The following is a 21,318-nucleotide window of genomic DNA, read 5'->3' on the forward strand; positions in this document are numbered from 1 at the left end:
CTCGAACTCAGGGCCGGTCCTCCCCCTGTTCCCAAGGGAGGACCGGCCCGTGATGCCCCCGTTACGCTCCTTCACGCACCCTTCACGCGTCGTCTGCCAGCTCCAGCCAACGCATCTCCAACTCCTCACGCTCGTTGGCCAGTTTCCGCAGGTCGGCGTCCAGTTCGGCCACCTTCTCGAAGTCCGTGGCGTTCTCGGCGATTTGGGCGTGCAGCTTTGTCTCGTTCTCGGCGATCTTGTCCAACTGCCGCTCGATCCTCTGGAGTTCCTTCTTCGCGGCGCGGGCGTCGGCGGCGGAGATGCCGGGCTTCTCGGCGGGGGGCGCCACGGGGGTCCGGGCGGCCACGGCCTCTTCCATCCGGTGGCGCCGCTCCAGGTACTCGTCGATGCCGCGCGGCAGCATCCGCAGCGTGGCGTCGCCGAGGAGGGCGTACACCTTGTCGGTGGTGCGCTCGATGAAGAACCGGTCGTGGGAGATCACGACCATCGAACCGGGCCAGCCGTCGAGGACGTCCTCGAGCTGGGTGAGCGTCTCGATGTCGAGGTCGTTCGTGGGCTCGTCGAGGAAGAGGACGTTCGGCTCGTCCATGAGCAGCCGCAGCAGCTGCAGCCGGCGGCGCTCACCACCGGACAGGTCACCGACCGGCGTCCACTGCTTCTCCTTGTTGAAGCCGAACGTCTCGCAGAGCTGACCCGCCGTCATCTCGCGGCCCTTGCCGAGGTCGACCCGGTCGCGGACCTGCTGTACGGCCTGCAGCACCCTGAGGCCGGGGTCGAGCTCGGACACCTCCTGCGAGAGGTAGGCGAGCTTCACGGTCCTGCCGACCACGACCCGTCCGCCCGCGGGCTGCCGCTCGCCCTCGCTGAACGCCGCGTCGGCCATCGCCCGCAGCAGCGAGGTCTTGCCCGCGCCGTTCACGCCGACGAGGCCGATACGGTCGCCGGGCCCGAGCTGCCACGTCACATGCTTCAGCAGGACCTTCGGCCCGGCCTGCACGGTCACGTCCTCGAGGTCGAAGACGGTCTTGCCGAGCCGGGTGGAGGCGAACTTCATCAGCTCGCTGGTGTCGCGCGGCGGCGGCACGTCCGCGATCAGCTCGTTGGCGGCCTCGACGCGGAAGCGCGGCTTGGACGTACGGGCCGGTGCGCCGCGACGCAGCCAGGCCAGCTCCTTGCGGACCAGGTTCTGCCGCTTGACCTCCTCGGTGGCCGCGATGCGCTCGCGCTCGGCGCGCGCGAAGACGTAGTCGGAGTAGCCGCCCTCGTACTCGTACACGTCACCCTTCTGCACGTCCCACATGCGGGTGCAGACCTGGTCCAGGAACCAGCGGTCGTGGGTGACGACGACGAGCGCCGACCGGCGCTCCCGCAGATGCTTCGCGAGCCAGGCGATGCCCTCGACGTCGAGGTGGTTGGTGGGCTCGTCGAGAATGATCAGGTCCTGCTCCGCGATGAGCAGCTTGGCCAGCGCGATTCGCCGCCGCTCGCCACCGGACAGCGGCCCGATGACGGTGTCGAGCCCCTGCGGGAAGCCCGGCAGGTCGAGCCCGCCGAACAGGCCCGTCAGTACGTCCCTGATCTTGGCGTTGCCCGCCCACTCGTGGTCGGCCATGTCCCGGATGACCTCGTGCCGGACGGTGGCCTCGGGGTCGAGCGAGTCGTGCTGGGTGAGCACACCGACGTGCAGACCGCCGGAGTGCGTGATACGACCGGTATCGGCCTCCTCCAGCTTGGCGAGCATCCGGATCAGGGTCGTCTTGCCGTCACCGTTGCGCCCGACGACGCCGATCCTGTCCCCCTCGGACACACCGAGCGAGACGCCGTCGAGCAGGGCACGGGTGCCGTACACCTTGCTGACGTTCTCGACATTGACCAGGTTGACGGCCATTTCTCTCCTGACGCGGGGATCAATCAGCCTTCCAGCGTAGTCGGCGTCGGCAGCGGCCGGCCGAGCACGGTCGCGCCCGGCGCCGGGCCGGCCGCCACCCGGGCCGTGCGGCAGGTGCCCGAGGTGAGCAGGGCCTGCGCGACGTCTGTCGCCGAGTCCGCGTCGCGGGTCAGGAACGCCGTCGTGGGTCCCGAGCCGGAGACCAGGGCGGCCAGGGCGCCTGCTGTGCGGCCTGTGGCCAGGGTGGTGGCGAGGGACGGCCGCAGGGACAGGGCGGCGGGCTGGAGGTCGTTGGAGAGGGTGGGGGCCAGGGCGGTCGGGTCGCCCTTGGCCAGGGCGTCCAGGAGCTGCTGGGACTCGACCGGTTCGGGGACCTCGACGCCTTCGTTCAGGCGGTCGAACTCGGCGTACACCGCCGGGGTCGACAGGCCGCCGTCGGCCACCGCGAAGACCCAGTGGAAGCTGCCGCCCACCTCCAGCGGCCGCAGTTTCTCGCCGCGACCCGTGCCGAGCGCGGCCCCACCGACCAGGCTGAACGGTACGTCGCTGCCCAACTCGGCGCAGATGTCGAGGAGTTCGGCCCGCGAGGCTCCCGTGCCCCAGAGTGCGTCGCAGGCGAGGAGCGCGCCCGCGCCGTCGGCGGAGCCGCCCGCCATGCCGCCGGCGACGGGGATGTCCTTGGTGATGTGGAGGTGTACGTCGGCCGGGCGGCCGTGGCGCTCGGCCAGCTTCTGAGCCGCGCGGGCCGCCAGGTTCGTGTGATCCAGGGGGACTTGAGCCGCGTCCGGGCCTTCGCAGGTGATGCGCAGCTCGTCCGCAGGCGTCGCCGTGATCTCGTCGTACAGGCCGACCGCCAGGAAGACGTTGGCCAGGTCGTGGAAGCCGTCGGGGCGGGCGGCGCCCACGGCCAGCTGGACGTTGACCTTCGCGGGGACGCGTACCGTCACGCTCACTGCTGTCCGTGCTCCTTGTTGTCGGTCGGCTTGTTGTCGGTCGGCCGGTTCTCCGCGATACGCGCGAACTCCTCCACCGTCAGCGCCTCGCCCCGTGCCTGCGGCGAGACACCCGCCGCGACCAGCGCGGACTCGGCGGCCGCCGCCGACCCCGCCCAGCCGGAGAGCGCGGCCCGCAGGGTCTTGCGCCGCTGCGCGAAGGCGGCGTCGACGACGGCGAAGACCTCGCGCCTCGACGCGCTCGTCCTGACCGGCTCGGCGCGCCTGACGAGGGAGACGAGCCCGCTGTCCACGTTCGGGGCGGGCCAGAAGACGCTCCGGCCGATGGCGCCGGCCCGCTTGACGTCGGCGTACCAGTTGGCCTTCACCGACGGCACGCCGTACACCTTCGACCCGGGCGCCGCGGCCAGCCGGTCGGCGACCTCCGCCTGCACCATCACGAGCGTCCGCTCGATGCCGGGGAAGGTGTCGAGCATGTGCAGCAGCACGGGCACGGCGACGTTGTAGGGCAGGTTCGCGACGAGGGCGGTCGGCGGAGGGCCGGGCAGCTCGGTCACCCGCATGGCGTCGGAGTGCACCAGCGCGAACCGGTCGGCCCGCTCCGGCATGCGCGCCGTGATCGTCGCGGGCAGCGCGCCCGCGAGTACGTCGTCGATCTCGACGGCGACGACCCGTTCCGCCACCTCCAGCAGGGCCAGGGTCAGCGAGCCGAGGCCAGGGCCGACCTCGACGACCACGTCCTCGGGGCGTACGTCCGCGGTACGGACGATGCGGCGGACCGTGTTGGCGTCGATGACGAAGTTCTGGCCGCGCTGCTTGGTGGGGCGGACGCCGAGCGCTGCCGCGAGTTCGCGGACGTCGGCGGGACCCAGGAGGGCGTCGGAGGTGGGGCTGCTGCTCACGGGCCAAGGGTACGGGTCGCCGGGCTGGGGTTTCCTCGCCGAGACGTCCTGCCGCTTCGCCTTGCCCCTGCGCCTTCCCTCTTCGGCCTGCCCCTGCAACCGCGCCCCGCAGCCCTAGCCCTGCAACCGCGCCCCACAGTGCGGCCAGGGGCTCGCCCCCCGCCGCATGTACAGCTTCTTCGCGCGGTGCGTCTGCTCGGCGGCCGGTGCGTCCTGGGGGCGGCCGGTGCCGCCGAGGTTCTGCCAGGTGCGGGTGTCGAACTGGTAGAGGCCGCCGTAGGTTCCGGAGGAGTCGACCGCGTTCGGGCGGCCCCCGGACTCACAGTTCGCGAGCGCGGACCAGTTGAGCCCGTCGACCTCGGAGTCGGACGTCGGGAGTGGCTTCGTGCCGACCTTCACGAGCTGTGTCCGGGGCTCGTGGACCAGCTCGGACTTCAGGCGGCGCGGCTTCTGCCGGACGCCGTTGACCGTGCGCAGGCTGTACGTGACGCGCTGCGTGCCCGGCTGCCCCGCCCGCTCGACGACCTCGGTCCCGCGGAAAAGCGAGGGCTCGTCCGTCCGCCGCACCTGGAAGGGGATCGGCTCCTCGCGGACCTCCTTCGTGCGCGTGATCCGCAGGACCGTCACCGTCTGCCCGTCGCGCGGGAAGCTCTCGGGCGGCACGGACGTGGTGTCCTGCCCACGCAGGGTGACACCCGAGTCCTCCACGGCCTCGCGGACGGTCGCGGCGTTCGTACGGACCTTCCGCGCCCGCCCGTCCGCCATGATCGTCACGGATCGCTCGGTGCGGACGTCCAGGTCGAGTCCGTCGCGCCCGATCTGCCGGGAGCGCGGGGCCGACACGTACGCGCCCTCCGTGCGCACCCCGAGCTGTCCGAGCACCGCGTCCACCGTGCGCGCCGTCGTCCACACCCTGCGCCGCTGCCCGTCGAGGGTGAGGTGCACGGGCCGCCCGTACCGTACGGCGACCTCGTCACCGGTGGTCAGCGGGGTGCCGGGCGCGGGTGCCACGACGTCGTACGCGCCCACCTCGACGCCCTGGTCCGCGAGCAGCTCGGTCACGTCGTCGGCGAAGGTGTGCAGCGTGCGGGGCTTGCCGTCGACGGTCAGCTCGATCGCCTTGTCGTCGGCGACGAACGCGGTGGTGCCGCCCGCCAGGAAGGCCACGACCAGCGCCCGCGGCACCAGCCGGCGCACCGCCTCGGGCCGCTCGGCGACCTTCCGGTGCCGCGCGGCCCGCCGGCCCTCGGCCCGGCCGCCGGCGGGGTGGGGCAACTCGACCGTGGGCGGCAGCTGGCGCGGCAGCAGGGGTTCGGTGGTGGCTTCGGAATACGCCTCGCACGCCGCATACGCCTCGTACGCGGGCCGGTACGTGTCCGTGTATTCGTATTCGCGGCCTTCGCCGTATTCGTTCGGATCCCCGGCGGCGTACGGCCGGCGGCTCTCATACGTCGGGCCATACGTCTCGTACTGCGAAGTGCTCACGACGACACGCTCCAGGGGGCCGGGGCCGGATCGGATACGGCGCCGAGAACCTAGCGGAGCTGTCGTCACTCTCCAAGGCACCGCGACTACGTTGTGTCGTCGCGTTGCGTCGAAATGTCCCACCGTGAGCGTTATGCGTCAGTAGCCGAAAGCACGCTGCGTGTTCGCCGAGATCGCCGTCGCCAGCGCGTCCTCGTCCATGTCCCGTACGGCGGCCATGGCGCGGACCGTGACCGGAATGAGATACGGGGCATTGGGCCGTCCGCGGTACGGCACGGGGGTCAGGAAGGGCGCGTCCGTCTCGACGAGGACGAGTTCGAGGGGGGCCACGGCGAGGGCGTCGCGCAGCGGCTGGGCGTTCTTGAAGGTCATGTTCCCGGCGAACGACATGTAGTAGCCGGCGCGGGCGCAGGTCTCCGCCATGGCCGCGTCCCCGGAGTAGCAGTGGAAGACGGTGCGTTCGGGCGCGCCCTCCTCCTTGAGCACGCGCAGTACGTCGGTGTGGGCGTCCCGGTCGTGGATGACCAGGGTCTTGCCGTGCCGTTTGGCGATCTCGATGTGGGCCCGGAAGGACCGCTCCTGGGCGGCCTTGCCCTCCGGTCCTGTGCGGAAGTAGTCGAGGCCGGTCTCGCCGACGCCCTTGACCTGGGGAAGGGCCGCGAGCCGGTCGATCTCGGCGAGCGCCTCCTCCAGCGCGCTCTCGCCGCCTGGCTCGCGGGCGCCCTGCCGGGACCATCCGTCGTCGGGGTCTCCGTGGACGATCCGGGGCGCCTCGTTGGGGTGCAGCGCGACGGTGGCGTGCACGGCCTCGTGCCGCAGCGCCGTCTCGGCCGCCCACCGCGAGCCCTTCAGATCGCAGCCGACCTGCACGACCGTCGTCACTCCGACGGACGCAGCCTTCGCGAGAGCCTCCTCGACCGTGCCGGACTGCATGTCGAGGTGGGTGTGCGAGTCGGCGACGGGCACGCGGAGGGGGTCAGGGAGGGGCGGGGCTTCGGCGTTGGCAGGCATACCCCGATCCTACGAAGGTGCCGAGCCCCTCCCTGTGGGGCGGGTCACCCCGCCTGGCGGTGCTGGAACGGGCGGAGCAGATCGGAGAGGTGCCAGTGGTGGTGCTCCTTGGGCCCCTTGGGCTCCGACCCGGCCTCCGGCCCGCGCTCCGGCTCGGGCAGGGAGTCGTCGAGCGGGCGGCGCTGGTGCAGGGACCTCAGCGCCGAGGACACCTGACCGGCACGCATGATGCGCACCACGTGGTTGTCGCAGTTCAGGCAGGTGGGCCGGCTGAGCGGCGACGGCACGACCCGGCCGTCCGCCACGTACGTCACGAACTCATGGCCCTCGACGTCGATGTGGTGCTCTATCTCGTACGACTGCTCCCAGCCGTGCCCGCAGCGCATGCAGGCGAAGGAATACGACTCGTGCACGATGTCGGTGGCCGCGACGGTGCGGTGGCCGGACTGCCCTGCCGTCTCGCTCATGCCAGCTCCTCGGTCCGCTGGTCAAACGCCTCCGGGGGAGCGGAGGCGAGGGACGGGTGCGTCCCCGTCAACCAGTGGACTCTTCTCCGGGCGTGAGCGCATGGGACCTGTCGACTATTGGAGCCGTCTTGGCCGTTCCTTGCCCCAACGCTCCTGGCAGCAGGCCTGAGCTTTGCTTTTGCCGGGTCGCATTTACCCACCCATGGGGCGCACCCGCGCCCCTAAGGAGGCCGCAGGCCTCTTAGGGGCGCGGGGAACTGCGCGCCCAGCCACACACAACCGGCAGCCCGCATCAATCAGCAACCAACAACGGCGCTGACCGGAACGGCCGGGCTTACGACACGGAGTGCTTAGCAGCAACCACGGCGTCAAAGACCTCCCTCTTGGGCAACCCCGCGTCAGCGGCCACCGCCGCGATCGCGTCCTTACGCCGCTCCCCCGCCTCCTCACGCACCCGCACCCTCCGCACCAACTCCTCGGCGGCCAGCCGCTCCGCGCCCTTCTCGGGAGCGCCCTCCACGACGACGGTGATCTCGCCGCGTACGCCCTCCGCGGCCCAGGCGGCCAGCTCGCCGAGCGGACCGCGCTTGACCTCTTCGTACGTCTTGGTCAGTTCACGGCAGACGGCGGCTCGCCTCTCCGCCCCGAACACCTCAGCCATCGCGGCGAGCGTGTCGTCGAGCCGGTGCGGCGCCTCGAAGTACACGAGCGTGCGGCGCTCCTCGGCGACCTCCCGCAGCCGCGACCTCCGCTCACCGGCCTTCCTCGGCAGGAACCCCTCGAAGCAGAACCGGTCGACGGGCAGCCCGGACAGGGCGAGCGCGGTGAGCACGGCGGACGGGCCGGGCACGGCGGTCACGCGGATGTCCTTCTCCACGGCCGCCGCGACGAGCCGGTAGCCGGGGTCGGACACGGACGGCATCCCCGCGTCGGTCACCAGCAGTACGCGCGCCCCGCCGGCCAGGACCTCGACCAGCTCGGGCGTACGCGCCGACTCGTTGCCCTCGAAGTACGACACGACGCGCCCGGCGGGCTGCACGCCCAGCGCCTGGGTGAGCCGCCGCAGCCGCCGGGTGTCCTCGGCGGCGATCACATCGGCGCCCGCCAGCTCCTGGGCCAGCCGCGGCGGCGCGTCCGCGACGTCCCCGATGGGAGTGCCTGCGAGTACAAGGGTTCCTGTCACGGTTCCATCCTCGCAGGGCCGATAAAGAGGCCTCGCACAGAAGGGTTCCCTACGATGGCGCGGTGACCAGTACCGCGTCCTCCACGGACACCCGACAGGCACAGGGCGTCGAAGAGCAGCAGCCGTCGTGGCAGCAGCGGCTGCGCCGGTTTGGCTACACCGGCCGGCCAAGAGGCGACGTCCGTGACCGTCTGGTGCCCGCGTACCCGGCGCCCAGCCCTCGTCTGTGGGCGGTGTTCGGGCTGTCGAAGCCGGCCGCTGCCCGCGTGGTGCGCTGGTCGGCTTGGGGCGGCCCGCTGCTGATCACGCTGCTGGCGGGCGTGATGCGGTTCTGGAACCTGGGCAGCCCGAAGGCGGTGATATTCGACGAGACGTACTACGCCAAGGACGCCTGGGCGCTGTTCCACCGCGGATACGAGGTCAACTGGGCCAAGAACGCCAACGACCTGATCCTGCAGAACAACGGCGACGTCCCGATCCCGTCGGAAGCCGCGTACGTGGTCCATCCGCCGGTCGGCAAGTACGTCATCGGGCTCGGCGAGTGGCTGTTCGGGTTCACGCCCTTCGGCTGGCGGTTCATGACGGCCGTGCTCGGCACGCTGTCCGTGCTGATGCTGTGCCGCATCGGCCGCCGCCTGTTCCGCTCGACGTTCCTCGGCTGCCTCGCGGGCGCGCTGATGGCCGTCGACGGGCTGCACTTCGTGATGAGCCGCACCGCGCTGCTCGACCAGGTGCTGATGTTCTTCGTACTCGCGGCCTTCGGCTGCCTGGTCATCGACCGGGACAAGACGCGCGAACGGCTGGCGGCCGCACTCCCACCGGACGCGGACGGCGTCGTACGCCCGGACGCGCACGTCGCCGAGACGACCCGCCTCGGCGCCCGCCCCTGGCGCTGGGCGGCCGGCCTGATGCTCGGCCTCGCCATCGGCACCAAGTGGAACGGCCTGTACGTGCTGGTGGCGTTCTGCCTGATGACGGTCCTGTGGGACGTCGGCTCGCGCAAGGTCGCGGGCGCCCGGCACCCGTACCAGGCCGTTCTGAAGCGCGACACGGGCTGGGCGTTCCTGTCCACGGTGCCCGTCGCGCTCGTCACGTACCTCGCCTCCTGGACCGGCTGGATCCTGTCCCCCTCCGACGGCTCCGGCGGCTACTTCCGCAACTGGGCGGCCACCGACGGCAAGGGCGGCAGCTGGACCTTCCTGCCCGACTGGCTGCGCAGCCTGTGGCACTACGAGCACCAGGTGTACGAGTTCCACGTCGGCCTCTCCTCGCCGCACACCTACCAGTCGAACCCGTGGAGCTGGATCGTCGCCGGCCGCCCGGTCTCGTACTTCTACGAGTCCCCGCAGCCCGGCAAGGACGGCTGCCCAGTCGACGCGGGCGAGAAGTGCGCCCGCGAGGTCCTGGCCCTCGGCACACCGCTGCTCTGGTGGGTCGCCGGCCTCGCGGTCCTCTACGTGCTGTGGCGCTGGGTCTTCCGCCGCGACTGGCGCGCGGGCGCGATCGCCTGCGGCATCGCGGCCGGCTACCTGCCCTGGTTCATGTACCAGGAGCGCACGATCTTCTTCTTCTACGCGATCGTCTTCCTGCCCTTCCTCTGCCTGGCCGTGGCGATGATGATCGGCGCGATGCTCGGACCGCCCGGTTCGACGGAACACCGCCGCGTCGCGGGCGCGGCCACGGCGGGAGTCCTGGTCCTCCTGATCGCCTGGAACTTCATCTATTTCTGGCCGATCTACACAGGTCAGGCCATCCCGATAGACACCTGGCGTTCACGCATGTGGCTGGACACCTGGGTCTGAGAACCGGACACCTCGGCTTAACAATCAGGGAACACCGGCCACACGGGGCACTCCTCCCGCATAAAGTGCATTCCATAAGCACCTTTCTGAACACGTTCAGAAAGGTCATGGGGAGGGGGATCGCGCAATGCGCAAGGGGGCAAAGGCCACCGTCGTGGGCGGGGTGTTCGCCGTGATGGTGGGGGGCGCCGGGTATGGCGCGTACAACATAGTTTCGGCGATCAGCGGGGACAGCGGCTCGGCGGGGGCCGAGACGGTGAAGACCGGTCCGCCGTCGGGCGAAGAGGTCAAGGAGACCACCGAGAAGTTCTTCGCGGCCTGGGAGAAGGGCGAGGCGGCCACGGCCGCCGCGCTCACGAACAACGCGGGGGTGGCCCGGCCTCTGCTGGTCGGCTACCGCGACGAGGCGTACCTGACCAAGGTGAAGATCACGCCGGGTACGCCGTCGGGCAGGACCGTCCCGTTCTCGGTCTCGGCCACCGTGTCGTACGAGGGGCAGAGCAAGCCCTTGGCGTACAAGAGCGAGCTGACCGTCGTGCGCGGCAAGACCACGGGAAAGGCACTGGTCGACTGGAAGCCGACCGTCCTGCACCCGGACCTGGCGGAGGGCGACTCGCTGGTCACGGGTGAGGCGGCGAGCCCGCCGATCGAGGCGGTGGACCGGGACGGAACCGTGCTGACCAAGGCGAAGTACCCGTCCCTCGGGCCGATCCTGGACCAGCTGCGGGAGACGTACGGCGACACGGCGGGCGGCACCCCGGGCGTCGAACTGGCGATCCGGAGTGCGGACGAGAACGCGGGCGACAAGACGCTCCTCACACTCGCCAAGGGCAAGCCGGGCAAGCTCCAGACGACGCTCAGCGCGGGCGTGCAGGCGGCAGCGGAGAAGGCGGTCAAGCAGTACTCCGAGTCGTCCGTGGTCGCCCAGTACGCGAGCACCGCGGAGGTGCTGGCGGTCGCCAACAACCGCGCCGACGAGTTCAACGCGGCGTTCCTGGGCAAGCTCGCGCCGGGCTCCACGATGAAGATCATCTCCGCGGCGACGCTGATCGACAACGGCATCACCACGGCGAACGGTCCCGCGCCCTGCCCGCCCGACGCGACCTGGCAGAGCCAGACCTTCAAGAACATCAAGGGCATGGAGCCGAACGAGAACGCGACCCTCTCGGAGAGCTTCGCGCGCTCCTGCAACACAGCGTTCGTGAAGTACGCGGACGAGGTGGGGGTCGACTCGCTCACGAAGGAGGCCGAGGAGCGCTTCGGTCTCGGGCGGGACAACTGGAAGACCGGCATCCCGTCCTTCGACGGCTCCGTCCCGGCCTCCGGCGGCCCCGACACGGCGGCCAACATGCTCGGCCAGGGCCAGGTCCAGATGAGCCCGCTGAACATGGCGTCGGTCACAGCGACCGCCATGACGGGCCGCTTCCGGCAGCCGACGATCGTGCCGCAGCGGCTCGACGACCGTCAACTGGCCACCGCGGACGGCCTGGAAGCGGGTACGGTCGCGCAGCTGCGCCAGATGATGAACCGCACCGCGGTCAGCGGCACCGCGGCGGAGGCGATGGCCCAGGCCGGCGGCGGGAGCATCGGCGCGAAGACCGGCTCGGCGGAGGTCGACGGGCAGGAGACGTCCAACAGTTGGTTCACCGGTTACCGCAATGACATCGCGGCCGCGGCCATGACCCAGGAGGGCGGCCACGGCGGCGACGCGGCGGGGCCGATTGTCGCAGCCGTGCTACGAGCGGGCGGCTGACGTCACTCCCGTCACACCCGGGACTCTAGGCTGGTGCCTCTCGTTCTCATAGTGGAACGTGAGAGTACTGAGGCAACAGCAGAGGAACGGAAGCCGTGGGCAAGAGGGGACGGGCCGCCGAGGGCGGTAAGACGAAGCCCGCCGTCATCGGGGGGATGATCGCCGTGGTCGTCGGCGGGGCCGGGTTCGGTGTCTACGCCGTGTACGGCGGCGGGGCGGCGGCCGACGACACCGCGTCGACGGCCGCCGAACGCAAGGCCGCGGCCGTGAAAACCGGCCCGCTGTCGGCGGCCGAGGTCCGTTCGGCGGCCACGACGTTCCTCACGTCCTGGCAGAGCGGTGACGCCACAGGGGCCGCGGCCGCCACGAACGACACGACGGCGGCCCGCACCCTGCTGACCGGGTACGGCAAAGAGGCGCACATCAAGGACGTGACGCTCACCGCGGGCACCAGATCCGGCGCCAAGGTGCCCTTCTCCGTCAAGGGAACGGTCTCCTACAAGGGCCTGACCAAGGCCCTCTCGTACGACTCCCAGCTCACCGTCGTCCGCCGGGCGAAGGACGGAAAGCCGCTGGTCGACTGGCACTCCGCCGTTGTGCACCCGGACCTGGAGGACGGCGACCGGCTGGTCACCGGGGAGGCCGGGACGCCACCGGTCAAGGCGCTCGACCGGGACGGCGGCGAGCTGACGACGGCCAAGTACCCTTCGCTGGGCTCCATGCTGGACAGCCTGCGCGAGAAGTACGGCAAGAAGGCCGGCGGCAAGGCGGGGATCGAACTGCGGGTGATCCGCAAGGACTCCTCAGACGATTCCGCCGACTCCGCCGAGGCGGGCGAGAGCGACCAGGAGAACCCCGACAAGACGCTGCTGGAGCTGAGCAAGGGGACGCCGGGCACGGTCCGTACGACCCTGAGCCCGAGCCTCCAGGCGGCCGCCGAGGAGAAGGTGGCCAAGAAGTCCCAGGCGTCGGCGGTCATGCTGAAGCCGTCCACGGGCGAGATCCTGGCCGCCGCGAACTCCGGCCACGGTTTCAACACCGCCTTCCAGGGTTCCCTGGCCCCCGGCTCGACCATGAAGATCATCACGGCGTCGCTGCTCCTCGACAAGGGGCTCGCCTCCGTGGACAAGGAACACCCGTGCCCCAAGTACTTCAAGTACGGCGGCTGGAAGTTCCAGAACGACGACAAGTTCGAGATCAAGGGCGGCACGTTCAAGGCGAGCTTCGCGCGCTCCTGCAACACGGCCTTCATCAGCCAGGCCCCGGAGCTGAGCGACGGCGATCTGACGAAGCAGGCCCAGGAGGTCTTCGGGCTCGGCAAGAACGACTGGTCCATCGGGGTGTCGAGCTTCGACGGCGCGGTGCCGGTGCAGTCGCAGGCCCAGATGGCGGCCTCGCTGATCGGCCAGGGCGGGGTCCGGATGAACCCGCTGAACATGGCGTCGGTCGTCGCGACGGCGAAGACGGGCACGTTCCGCCAGCCCTACCTGGTGTCTCCGGACGTCGACGACCGCACGCTGGCGAAGGCGTCCCGTTCGCTCTCCTCCTCCACCCAGTCCCAGCTGCGCGAACTGCTGCAGTACACGGCGGCGGCGGGCACGGCGGCCGAGGCGATGGCCGGCCTCGGCCCCGACTCCGGCGCCAAGACCGGCTCCGCGGAGGTCGACGGCCAGAAGAAGCCCAACGGCTGGTTCACGGCGTGGAAGGGCGACCTGGCCGCAGCGGGTGTCGTCCAGCAGGGAGGGCACGGCGGTGAGACGGCGGGCCCGATCGTGGCGGCGCTGCTGAAGGCGGGCAGCTGAGGGTCAGCGAGTCACCGGCGTTCCCGCCATGTACGTACGCCGCAGGAAGCGGACCAGTGCTTTCACGTCGAACTGCACCACCGCCACGCCCTGCGGCGAGTGGAACTCCATCACGGTCTGGACGCGGCCGCAGGGCCAGATGCGTATGTCACCGGAGGCGGCCGGAGTGCGCAGGCCCCGTTCGAGGAGTTCGCGGGCGACGGTCCACTCGTGGTGCCCGGGGAGCGTGATGTGGACCTCGGGCGGCTCGGCCTCGGGGTCGTAACGCAGGGCTACCGGGACGGCGGGCGGGTCCTGCGCCGAGTCTGTAACGATATGGGCACGCGCGTACTGCTCGACGGCGGACATCAGTCGCTCCTTCACCGGGGGCCTGGGGCCTGAAGGGCTGAGGGCCTGGAAGACCCGAGACCCGGGGGCATTCTGTGAGGACTCTTGGGGAATCCTTTGAGAACCCTTTGAGGTAATACATCTCCAATGTCGCATATTTTCCAGAATGTGCTCCGAGCTATTCGTGGACATCTCGCTCTTGCAAGCCGTTCGCAACAAGGCACTATCATCGAACGGTTAGCCAGTCGGCCGGACCCCGGAAGCGGAGCCCACCCATGCACGTGCCCGACGGATTCATCAACGCCCCCGTCTCCCTGGCCACCGGAGTCGTCGCCGCCGGAGCCGTAGCCGTGAGCCTGCGCGGCGCCCGGCGCGAACTGGACGAGAGGACCGCCCCGCTCGCGGGTCTGGTCGCCGCCTTCATCTTCGCCGTGCAGATGCTGAACTTCCCGGTCGCCGCCGGCACCAGCGGCCACCTCCTCGGCGGCGCTCTCGCCGCGATACTCGTCGGTCCCTATACCGGGGTCCTCTGCGTCTCCGTCGTCCTGCTGATGCAGGGCATCCTCTTCGCGGACGGCGGCCTCACCGCGCTCGGCGTGAACATCACGGTCATGGCCGTGGTCACGACGGTCGTGGCCTACGCCGTCTTCCGCGGCCTCGTGAAACTCCTGCCCAAGAAGCGCCGGTCCATTACCGTCTCCGCCTTCATCGCCGCAGTGCTCTCCGTGCCCGCGGCCGCCGCCGCCTTCACGCTCGTCTACGCGATCGGCGGCACCACGGACGTACCCATCGGGCAGGTCCTCACCGCCATGGTCGGCGTCCACATCCTCATCGGCATCGGCGAGGCCGCGATCACCGCGCTCACCGTCGGCGCCGTCATCGCCGTCCGGCCCGACCTCGTGTACGGGGCCCGCGGCCTGACCGTCCCGCTGAAGCTCCGCGTGAACGGCGAACTGGTCGACGCCCCGGCCGCCGAGCCGGTACCCGTCGCCGCCCGGTCCCACCGCAAGGTCTGGCTCGCGGGCCTCGCCACCTCCCTCGTCCTCGCCGGCTTCGTCAGCTTCTACGCCTCCGCCAGCCCCGACGGCCTGGAGAAGGTCGCCGCCGACAAGGGCATCGACAAAAAGACCGAGGACCACGCGACCGCCGACTCCCCGCTCGCCGACTACGGCATCGAGGGCCTCACCAACTCCCGCCTCTCCGGCGGCCTCGCGGGCGTGATCGGCGTGGGCGTCACGGTCGTCGCCGGGACGGGCGTCTTCTGGGCCGTACGCAGGCGTCGTACGAGCGACTCGTCCCCGGCCTCCGTGTCCGACGTACCCGCGAACGAGAACGTCTGACATGGGCGCCGGCCACGCCCACAAGCTCTACCGGCACGGGCACTCCCCCGTGCACGCCCTGCCGCCGCACACCAAGCTCGCGGCCGTGTTCGCCTTCGTCGTGGTCGTCGTCTCGACGCCACGCGAGGCGATGTGGGCGTTCGCGTTGTACGCGGTCCTGCTCTCAGCCGTCGCGTACGCGGCCCGCGTCCCCGCCGGTTTCCTGCTGAAGCGGCTGCTGATCGAGGTGCCGTTCGTGGCCTTCGCCGTGCTGATGCCGTTCGTGGCGCAGGGCGAGCGGGTGGACGTCCTGGGCATGTCGCTCAGCGTGAACGGGCTGTGGGGCGCCTGGAACGTACTGGCCAAGGGCACGCTCGGCGTCGCCGCCTCCGTGCTGCTCGCCTCGACCACCGAACTGCGCGAACTCCTCCTGGGACTCCAGCGGTTGAAGCTGCCGCCGCTCCTCGTGCAGATCGCGTCCTTCATGATCCGGTACGGCGACGTCATCACGGACGAGATGCGGCGGATGAAGATCGCGCGGGAGTCGCGCGGCTTCGAGGCGCGCGGAGTCCGTTCCTGGGGCGTCCTCGCCAAGTCGGCGGGCGCCCTGTTCATTCGCTCGTACGAGCGTGGGGAGCGGGTGCATCTCGCCATGGTGAGCCGGGGTTACGCCGGTTCGATGCCGGTCATCGACGAGGTGACCGCGTCCCGTGCGCAGTGGTCGTACGCTCTCGCCCTGCCTTTCGCCGCCCTGCTTGTCTGCCTGTTGGGATGGACCCTGTGACGACCCCCTCTCTGGAAGTGGCCGGGCTGGCCTTCGCGTACCCCGACGGGCATCAGGCCCTGTTCGGCGTCGACTTCACCGTCGGGCGCGGCGAGCGCGTGGCGCTGCTCGGGCCGAACGGCGCCGGCAAGACGACGCTCGTCCTGCACCTCAACGGCATCCTGACCGGTGGCGCCGGCACCGTGACGGTCGCCGGTCTGCCCGTCGGCAAGAAGCACATGGCGGAGATCCGGCGGAAGGTCGGCATCGTCTTCCAGGACCCGGACGACCAGCTGTTCATGCCGACCGTGCGCGAGGACGTGGCCTTCGGCCCCGCGGCGGCCGGCCTGAAGGGCCCGGAGCTGGAGGCGCGGGTCCGCACGGCCCTGGAGCGGGTCGGGATGGCGGACTTCGCCGACCGCCCCCCGCACCACCTGTCGTTCGGGCAGCGCCGCCGGGTGGCCGTGGCGACCGTCCTCGCGATGGAGCCCGAGATCCTCGTACTCGACGAGCCGTCCTCCAACCTCGACCCCGCCTCGCGGCGCGAACTCGCCGACATTCTGCGGTCGTTGGACGTCACCGTTCTCATGGTCACGCACGACCTGCCGTATGCCCTTGAGCTGTGCCCGCGCTCGCTGATCCTCAGTGAAGGAGTCATCGCGGCAGACGGCAAGACGGCCGAACTGCTCTCGGACGACGAGCTGATGCGCACGCACCGCCTGGAGCTGCCGTTCGGCTTCGATCCGCGCTCCGTGACAATGGGCGCGTGACGAATCAAGAGGACCCTGAGGCCGTTGAGGCCGCTGAGGCCGCCGGGAGCGAGGACTTCAAGGGCGGGGATTCCGAGGGCGAGGACTTCGAGGGCGAGGGCTCGCTGCTGCTCGCCGATCAACTGTGCTTCGCGCTGTACGCGGCCCAGCGCGCCGTGACGGCCGCGTACCGCCCGCTGCTCGACGAACTCGGCCTCACCTACCCGCAGTACCTCGTCCTGCTGGTCCTCTGGGAACGCGGCGAGATCACCGTCAAGGACCTCGGGGCGGCCCTGCGCCTCGACTACGGCACGGTGTCGCCGCTGCTCAAGCGGCTGGAGTCGGCGGGGCTCGTACGCCGTGAGCGTTCGGCGCGGGACGAGCGGTCGGTGCTCGTGGCGGTCACCGGGCGGGGAGAGGAACTGCGGGAGCGCGCGGCGTGCGTGCCGGGCACGCTGCTCACGGCGAGCGGGCTCAGCGAGGCGGAGGTCACGCGGCTGCGCGGGGAGCTGTGGCGGCTGGCGGCACGCGTGCAGGGCTGACCTGGTCGTTACCCGCGGTTGCTACCCCCCGGTAATCAAGGGGCCACCTACCGGCCGGTACCTTGTGCACGATGTACTTGCGCACTTGCTACTTGCGCAGTTTGTACTGGCGCACTCTCGTGTTGCCCGCCTTGGGGGAGGTCCCGCCATGATCGACGGCGCCGCTGTCGACACCCGCCCGACAAAGATCATGTACGTCGCCGAGGCCACCGCGCACGGTGGCCGCGAGGGCTACGTCACCAGCCAGGACGGCCAGATCGAGCTGAAGGTCGCGATGCCGCCCGCGCTCGGCGGCAACGGCGACGGTACGAACCCGGAGCAGCTCTTCGCGGCCGGCTTCAGCGCCTGCTTCCACAACGCGCTGGTCCTCGTCGGCCGCCGGGCCGGCTTCGACCTCACCGGTTCCACGGTCGCCGCGAAGGTCGGCATCGGGCCGAACCGGTCGCGAGGGTACGGTCTTGCGGTCGCCCTCAGCGTCTCGCTCCCCGTCCTCGACCAGGACGTCGCGTCGAAGCTCGTGGACGCGGCCCACGAGGTCTGCCCGTACTCGAACGCGACCCGGGGCAACATCGAGGTCACGGTCCTGCTGGGTTAGGCGGGTCAGGAATCGCGGGCCCTGGGCGGGTGTTGCCTGCACTGTCGGCCGGCGTGAGGCGCTGGCGTGAGGTGCTGTTGTGAGGCGGGGAATGCGGACGTGGACGTGAACGGTGCGGTGGCGGAGGGCTTCGAGCCGGTCAGGGACGCGTTCGTACGTAACTTCTCCGTGCTCGGGGAGCGGGGCGCGGCGGTGGTCGTGTACCGGGACGGGCGCAAGGTCGTGGACCTGTGGGGCGGGACGCGGGACGTGGACGGGGCTTCGGCTTCTGGAGCCTCTGGAGCCTCCGGGGCCTCCGGGGCGCCCGTTCTCTGGGAGCGGGGGACCGCGCAGATCGTGCGGTCGGCGACGAAGGGGATCGCCGCGGCGGTACCGCTGTTGCTGAATCAGCGCGGGCTGCTGGACCTGGACGCTCCGGTGGGCGAGTACTGGCCCGAGTTCAAGGCGGCGGGCAAGGAGCGGGTGCTGGTGCGGCATGTGCTGTCGCACCGGGCCGGGGTGCCGGTGCTGGACAGGCCGCTGACTCCTGCCGAGGCGCTGGATCCGCTGCGCGGCGCCGAGGCCGTCGGGCGCCAGGCCCCGGTGTGGGAGCCGGGCACTGACCACGGGTATCACGCGCTGACGTACGGCTGGCTGCTCGACGGTCTGGTACGGCGGGTGGCGGGCGGTCGGGGTGTCGGGGAGTGGATCGCCGACGAGATCGCCGGGCCGCTGGGCCTCGACCTCTGGATCGGACTGCCGGACGGGGAGAAAGGCCGCGTGGGCCGGGTCGGCCGGCTCGAGACACCTGAGAACGCCGGGAGTCCGGGTCTGCGGGCCCGTCCGAAGCGGTCGGTCTCCGAGGCGTACGAGGATCCGGGCTCGCTCACCCGGCGGGCCTTCGCCGCGATCGACCCGTTCCCCGATCAGAACGACCCCGCCTACCGCGCTGTCGCCATCCCGGCGACGAACGGCATCGCGACGGCGGAAGGCCTGGCCCGCTTCTACGCGTCGCTGATAGGCGAGGTGGACGGCGTACCGGGCGCACAGGGTGTACCGGATATACCAGCGATACCGGGCCTGTTCACGCCGGAGACACTGGCGGCGGCCCGCGCGGAGGAATCCGCGGGTCACGACCGAGTCCTGGTGATCAACACCCGTTTCGGTCTCGGCTACATGCTCCACGGTTCGGCCTCGCCCCTCCTGGACGCCGGCTCCTTCGGCCACCCGGGCCGCGGCGGCTCCCTCGGCTTCGCCGATCCCGAGTCGGGCATCGCCTTCGGCTACGTGACGAACGGCTTCCGCAAGACGGTTACGGCGGATCCGCGGGCGCAGGCGTTGGTTCGGGCAGTGCGGGTGGCTGCTGCCGGGGACGCGGTGTGAGGTGCGGCCGTACCCCGTAAGGGGCGCGGGGCTGTGGCAATTTGCGGCTCCGCCGCGCCACCGGTACGAGCCCGTCCCCGAGGGCGATGTCACACGCGGTTGGAACTCCCGACCAGAACGCGGGACAGGGCCTGACTGTACTGTCCTACTCCCACCTCGGCCCACGCCCTGAGCACCGCTTCTTGTGCGTGAGGCCCGTAAGCACCAGCGGCGTTCGTCGTCAGCTCGGCGAAGGACACGAAGCCGGCGTTGGGAGGGAGTCCCCCACCGGTGAGCACGTCATACCAGATGCGGCCGACGTGATCCCAGGCGTAGCCCCCGAGTTGGGTCGCGGCGAGGTAGAAGGCGTGGTTGGGAATGCCTGAGTTGATGTGCACGCCACCGTGGTCGAAGAACGTGTACACATAGTCGCGCATATGGGCAGGCTGTGGATCTTGGCCAAGTACAGGGTCGTTGTACGCGGTACCTGGCGCCTTCATGGAGCGCAGGGCGACTCCGGCCACACCGGGGAGCAGCAGTTCCTCGCCAATCAGCCAGTTGGCCTGCGCAGTGGTCTGGCCCTTGGTGTACTGCTCAACCAGGGAACCGAAGACGTCGGACAGGTGCTCGTTCAGAGCTCCGGACTGGCCTACATACTCCAGGTTGGCGGTGTACTGGGTGACGCCGTGAGTGAGCTCGTGGCCGATGACGTCGAGGGACTGGGTGAAGTCGCCGAAGGTAATCCCGTCTCCATCGCCGAAAACCATCTGCTCGCCGTCCCAGAAGGCGTTGTCGTAGTTCTGGTCGAAGTGGACGCTGGCGAGCAGCGGGAGGCCGTTCCCGTCGAGGGAGGAGCGGTTCAGTGCCTTCAGGTAGAAGTCGAAGGTGGCCCCGAGACCGTCGTAGGCGTTGTTTACCGAAGAGTCCGGTACGGGAGGGCCTCCTTCGCCCCTTGCGCGAGCGCCTGGGAGGTACACCAGGTTCTGGGCGTCGCAGATGGTGCGGTGAGGGATGGCGGGGGAGGCCGACCACCAGGGTCGATCAATCCGTGCCGTCATCTGGCCAATCCGTGCCGTCATCTGTCGCTTGGCGCGAGGCGCCGCGTCGAGCACGAGAGTGCGCCGGGCGGGCGCGTACACGGACGGGTCCGCCGCCCGTGTCAGCCTGTCGAGCAGATGCGGAGGCACGATGGCGCAGGGCGTAGCAGCGCGGGCCCTGTGTGCATGGCTGCGGATCTCAGAAGTCATGGGGTGTGCTCCCATCGGTGCGGATGGTAAGCGGGCAATGAGAGGAGCGTTCAAACGAACTGGAAGGCCGGTCAACGCCGGGCGATAAGCCGGGCGACAATGCGAGGCTGCGGACTGGTCCCTGCCGACGCCCCGTTCAGGCGCGTGCGGCGGCGTGTCCGGGAGGGTGTTGATTTCTCAACTTCCGACATTCGAACGCATCGGCTATAGACCAGGCGTCACCCACACCAATGTCCCCCTGTCCGCGAGGGCTGGCAACTTTTCCCGCGCAAGGCAACGGGGCGTGAGCCGATCACCAGGGAGGAAGAATTGGACGTCAGCCGCCTGAGCATCCGATGGCTCACGCTGGACTGATAAGTCGTCAACTGACCGCAGCGAAACGGCAGATCTCAACACGCTTCAAGGCTGGACGGCGGATTCAGCGAGTGGTGGGTACAGATTCATTCAACTGGCGGCTCACCCACGACCCACCATTCTTCTACGTCCGCGTCTTCCAAGTCCGCCAACAGTGCGTCAACCATTCGCCCAGCCTCCGACTCCTCCGAATCATCAGGCAGGCTTGCACGCTGATGCCTGGCGGCATGCCAATATTCGCGAAACACGTCGTTCTGAATGAGCACTCTCACATGCCCGAATAGTTCCGCGTATGTTATATTTCCCACACTCCAGGCGATAAAATAATTTCGATAAACAGCTTCGGCGAAAAGGTATTGCTTCTGCCGGCCAGGACTGGTATCACGGTATCCGTTTTCATATACGTCGAGCACGTGAGCCAGTTCCGGATCCTCCATGGCCTTGAGCAGGAGGTCTTGCTGGAGGCGGTGTGACTCCATCTTCAGCGTTCGACGCTGGGCGTCGTCACTCGACAACCCGCTGGCGACTGCCCATCCCTCCTGGGCTCGGCGCACAATGCGTTCATAAGCGCTCCGTACATGACGCGGCATTTCTCTGGTGCGACCAGATCGACCCCTGGGGACCGAACCACCCGACTCCAGGCGCTCACCGAATCGCATGTCGAACCGAACCGCTTCCTCAAGGGTCGGAGGTAGCCCCATGCCTGCTCTGGCGATCTCAGCCGCTGCGTCGCGCACAACTCCTGGAGCCGCTCCGGGAAACGTGGAGGCGAGCATCTCTCCGATGACCTGCTCTTCCCGTGCGTTCTCCGTCATGTCTCCACCATCGTTCGAGG

At 69.9% G+C, this 21,318-nt stretch carries 19 protein-coding genes; 9 read left to right on the forward strand and 10 right to left on the reverse strand.

The window, feature by feature from the left end; translation table 11 throughout:
- Positions 1-82 precede the first annotated feature (82 nt).
- The 7 genes from G5C60_RS25565 to rsmI all read right to left on the reverse strand — a co-directional run bounded on the left by G5C60_RS25565 (position 83) and on the right by rsmI (position 7,889).
- Positions 83-1,888, reverse strand: a complete 1,806-nt coding sequence (locus G5C60_RS25565; RefSeq protein ID WP_165263254.1) for an ABC-F family ATP-binding cassette domain-containing protein — start codon at positions 1,886-1,888, stop codon at positions 83-85.
- Positions 1,889-1,911: 23 nt separating this feature from the next.
- Entirely contained in the window at positions 1,912-2,841 is a 930-nt protein-coding gene (locus G5C60_RS25570; RefSeq protein ID WP_165263255.1) for a 4-(cytidine 5'-diphospho)-2-C-methyl-D-erythritol kinase, read from the reverse strand.
- Complete coding sequence (rsmA, locus tag G5C60_RS25575) at positions 2,838-3,743, reverse strand: 16S rRNA (adenine(1518)-N(6)/adenine(1519)-N(6))-dimethyltransferase RsmA (protein ID WP_165263256.1); 906 nt, start codon at positions 3,741-3,743, stop codon at positions 2,838-2,840. The genes G5C60_RS25570 and rsmA overlap by 4 nt, the downstream gene beginning before the upstream one ends.
- A 114-nt stretch (positions 3,744-3,857) precedes the next feature.
- Positions 3,858-5,228 (reverse strand): ubiquitin-like domain-containing protein, encoded by a 1,371-nt coding sequence (locus G5C60_RS25580; RefSeq protein WP_165263257.1) that lies wholly within the window; start codon positions 5,226-5,228, stop codon positions 3,858-3,860.
- Between the two features lie 138 nt (positions 5,229-5,366).
- Positions 5,367-6,239 carry a TatD family hydrolase gene (locus G5C60_RS25585; RefSeq protein WP_165263258.1) on the reverse strand — a complete coding sequence of 291 codons (873 nt, stop codon included), beginning with the start codon at positions 6,237-6,239 and terminating at the stop codon, positions 5,367-5,369.
- Positions 6,240-6,283: 44 nt separating this feature from the next.
- Positions 6,284-6,706, reverse strand: a complete 423-nt coding sequence (locus tag G5C60_RS25590; RefSeq protein WP_165263259.1) for a hypothetical protein — start codon at positions 6,704-6,706, stop codon at positions 6,284-6,286.
- A 334-nt stretch (positions 6,707-7,040) separates the two neighbouring features.
- Positions 7,041-7,889 carry a 16S rRNA (cytidine(1402)-2'-O)-methyltransferase gene (gene rsmI / locus G5C60_RS25595; RefSeq protein WP_165263260.1) on the reverse strand — a complete coding sequence of 283 codons (849 nt, stop codon included), beginning with the start codon at positions 7,887-7,889 and terminating at the stop codon, positions 7,041-7,043.
- A 62-nt stretch (positions 7,890-7,951) separates the two neighbouring features.
- On the opposite strand from rsmI, the gene G5C60_RS25600 reads away from it, so the two are divergent.
- From G5C60_RS25600 to G5C60_RS25610, 3 genes are all read left to right on the forward strand, one after another.
- A complete protein-coding gene (locus G5C60_RS25600) occupies positions 7,952-9,691 on the forward strand; it encodes a phospholipid carrier-dependent glycosyltransferase (protein ID WP_165263261.1) in 1,740 nt (579 codons plus the stop codon).
- Between the two features lie 127 nt (positions 9,692-9,818).
- Positions 9,819-11,444, forward strand: a complete 1,626-nt coding sequence (locus G5C60_RS25605) for a penicillin-binding transpeptidase domain-containing protein (RefSeq protein ID WP_165263262.1) — start codon at positions 9,819-9,821, stop codon at positions 11,442-11,444.
- 95 nt (positions 11,445-11,539) lie between these two features.
- Positions 11,540-13,246 (forward strand): penicillin-binding transpeptidase domain-containing protein, encoded by a 1,707-nt coding sequence (locus tag G5C60_RS25610; protein WP_165263263.1) that lies wholly within the window; start codon positions 11,540-11,542, stop codon positions 13,244-13,246.
- A 3-nt stretch (positions 13,247-13,249) separates the two neighbouring features.
- On the opposite strand, the gene G5C60_RS25615 is transcribed toward G5C60_RS25610, so the two are convergent.
- The gene (locus tag G5C60_RS25615) at positions 13,250-13,594 is read right to left on the reverse strand and encodes an SsgA family sporulation/cell division regulator (RefSeq protein ID WP_165263264.1); all 345 of its coding nucleotides are present in this window, start codon (positions 13,592-13,594) and stop codon (positions 13,250-13,252) included.
- A 254-nt stretch (positions 13,595-13,848) separates the two neighbouring features.
- On the opposite strand from G5C60_RS25615, the gene G5C60_RS25620 reads away from it, so the two are divergent.
- The 6 genes from G5C60_RS25620 to G5C60_RS25645 all read left to right on the forward strand — a co-directional run bounded on the left by G5C60_RS25620 (position 13,849) and on the right by G5C60_RS25645 (position 18,903).
- Positions 13,849-14,913 carry an energy-coupling factor ABC transporter permease gene (locus G5C60_RS25620; protein ID WP_165263265.1) on the forward strand — a complete coding sequence of 355 codons (1,065 nt, stop codon included), beginning with the start codon at positions 13,849-13,851 and terminating at the stop codon, positions 14,911-14,913.
- Between the two features lies 1 nt (position 14,914).
- Positions 14,915-15,676 (forward strand): cobalt ECF transporter T component CbiQ, encoded by a 762-nt coding sequence (cbiQ, locus tag G5C60_RS25625; protein ID WP_165263266.1) that lies wholly within the window; start codon positions 14,915-14,917, stop codon positions 15,674-15,676.
- A complete protein-coding gene (locus G5C60_RS25630; protein WP_165263267.1) occupies positions 15,664-16,425 on the forward strand; it encodes an energy-coupling factor ABC transporter ATP-binding protein in 762 nt (253 codons plus the stop codon). The genes cbiQ and G5C60_RS25630 overlap by 13 nt, the downstream gene beginning before the upstream one ends.
- Positions 16,426-16,529: 104 nt before the next feature.
- A complete protein-coding gene (locus G5C60_RS25635) occupies positions 16,530-16,946 on the forward strand; it encodes a MarR family winged helix-turn-helix transcriptional regulator (protein WP_165263276.1) in 417 nt (138 codons plus the stop codon).
- Between the two features lie 148 nt (positions 16,947-17,094).
- Complete coding sequence (locus G5C60_RS25640) at positions 17,095-17,541, forward strand: organic hydroperoxide resistance protein (protein WP_165263268.1); 447 nt, start codon at positions 17,095-17,097, stop codon at positions 17,539-17,541.
- A gap of 99 nt (positions 17,542-17,640) precedes the next feature.
- Positions 17,641-18,903 (forward strand): serine hydrolase, encoded by a 1,263-nt coding sequence (locus tag G5C60_RS25645; RefSeq protein ID WP_165263269.1) that lies wholly within the window; start codon positions 17,641-17,643, stop codon positions 18,901-18,903.
- Positions 18,904-18,992: 89 nt separating this feature from the next.
- On the opposite strand, the gene G5C60_RS25650 is transcribed toward G5C60_RS25645, so the two are convergent.
- Together G5C60_RS25650 and G5C60_RS25655 are read right to left on the reverse strand one after the other, a co-directional pair.
- Positions 18,993-20,129: a M4 family metallopeptidase gene (locus G5C60_RS25650; protein WP_165263270.1), complete on the reverse strand. Its 1,137-nt coding sequence runs from the start codon at positions 20,127-20,129 to the stop codon at positions 18,993-18,995.
- 440 nt (positions 20,130-20,569) lie between these two features.
- Complete coding sequence (locus tag G5C60_RS25655) at positions 20,570-21,298, reverse strand: DUF6082 family protein (RefSeq protein WP_241267057.1); 729 nt, start codon at positions 21,296-21,298, stop codon at positions 20,570-20,572.
- Positions 21,299-21,318 lie beyond the last annotated feature (20 nt).

It is taken from the genome of Streptomyces scabichelini (assembly GCF_011045015.1).
Classification (GTDB): Bacteria; Actinomycetota; Actinomycetes; order Streptomycetales; family Streptomycetaceae; genus Streptomyces; species Streptomyces scabichelini.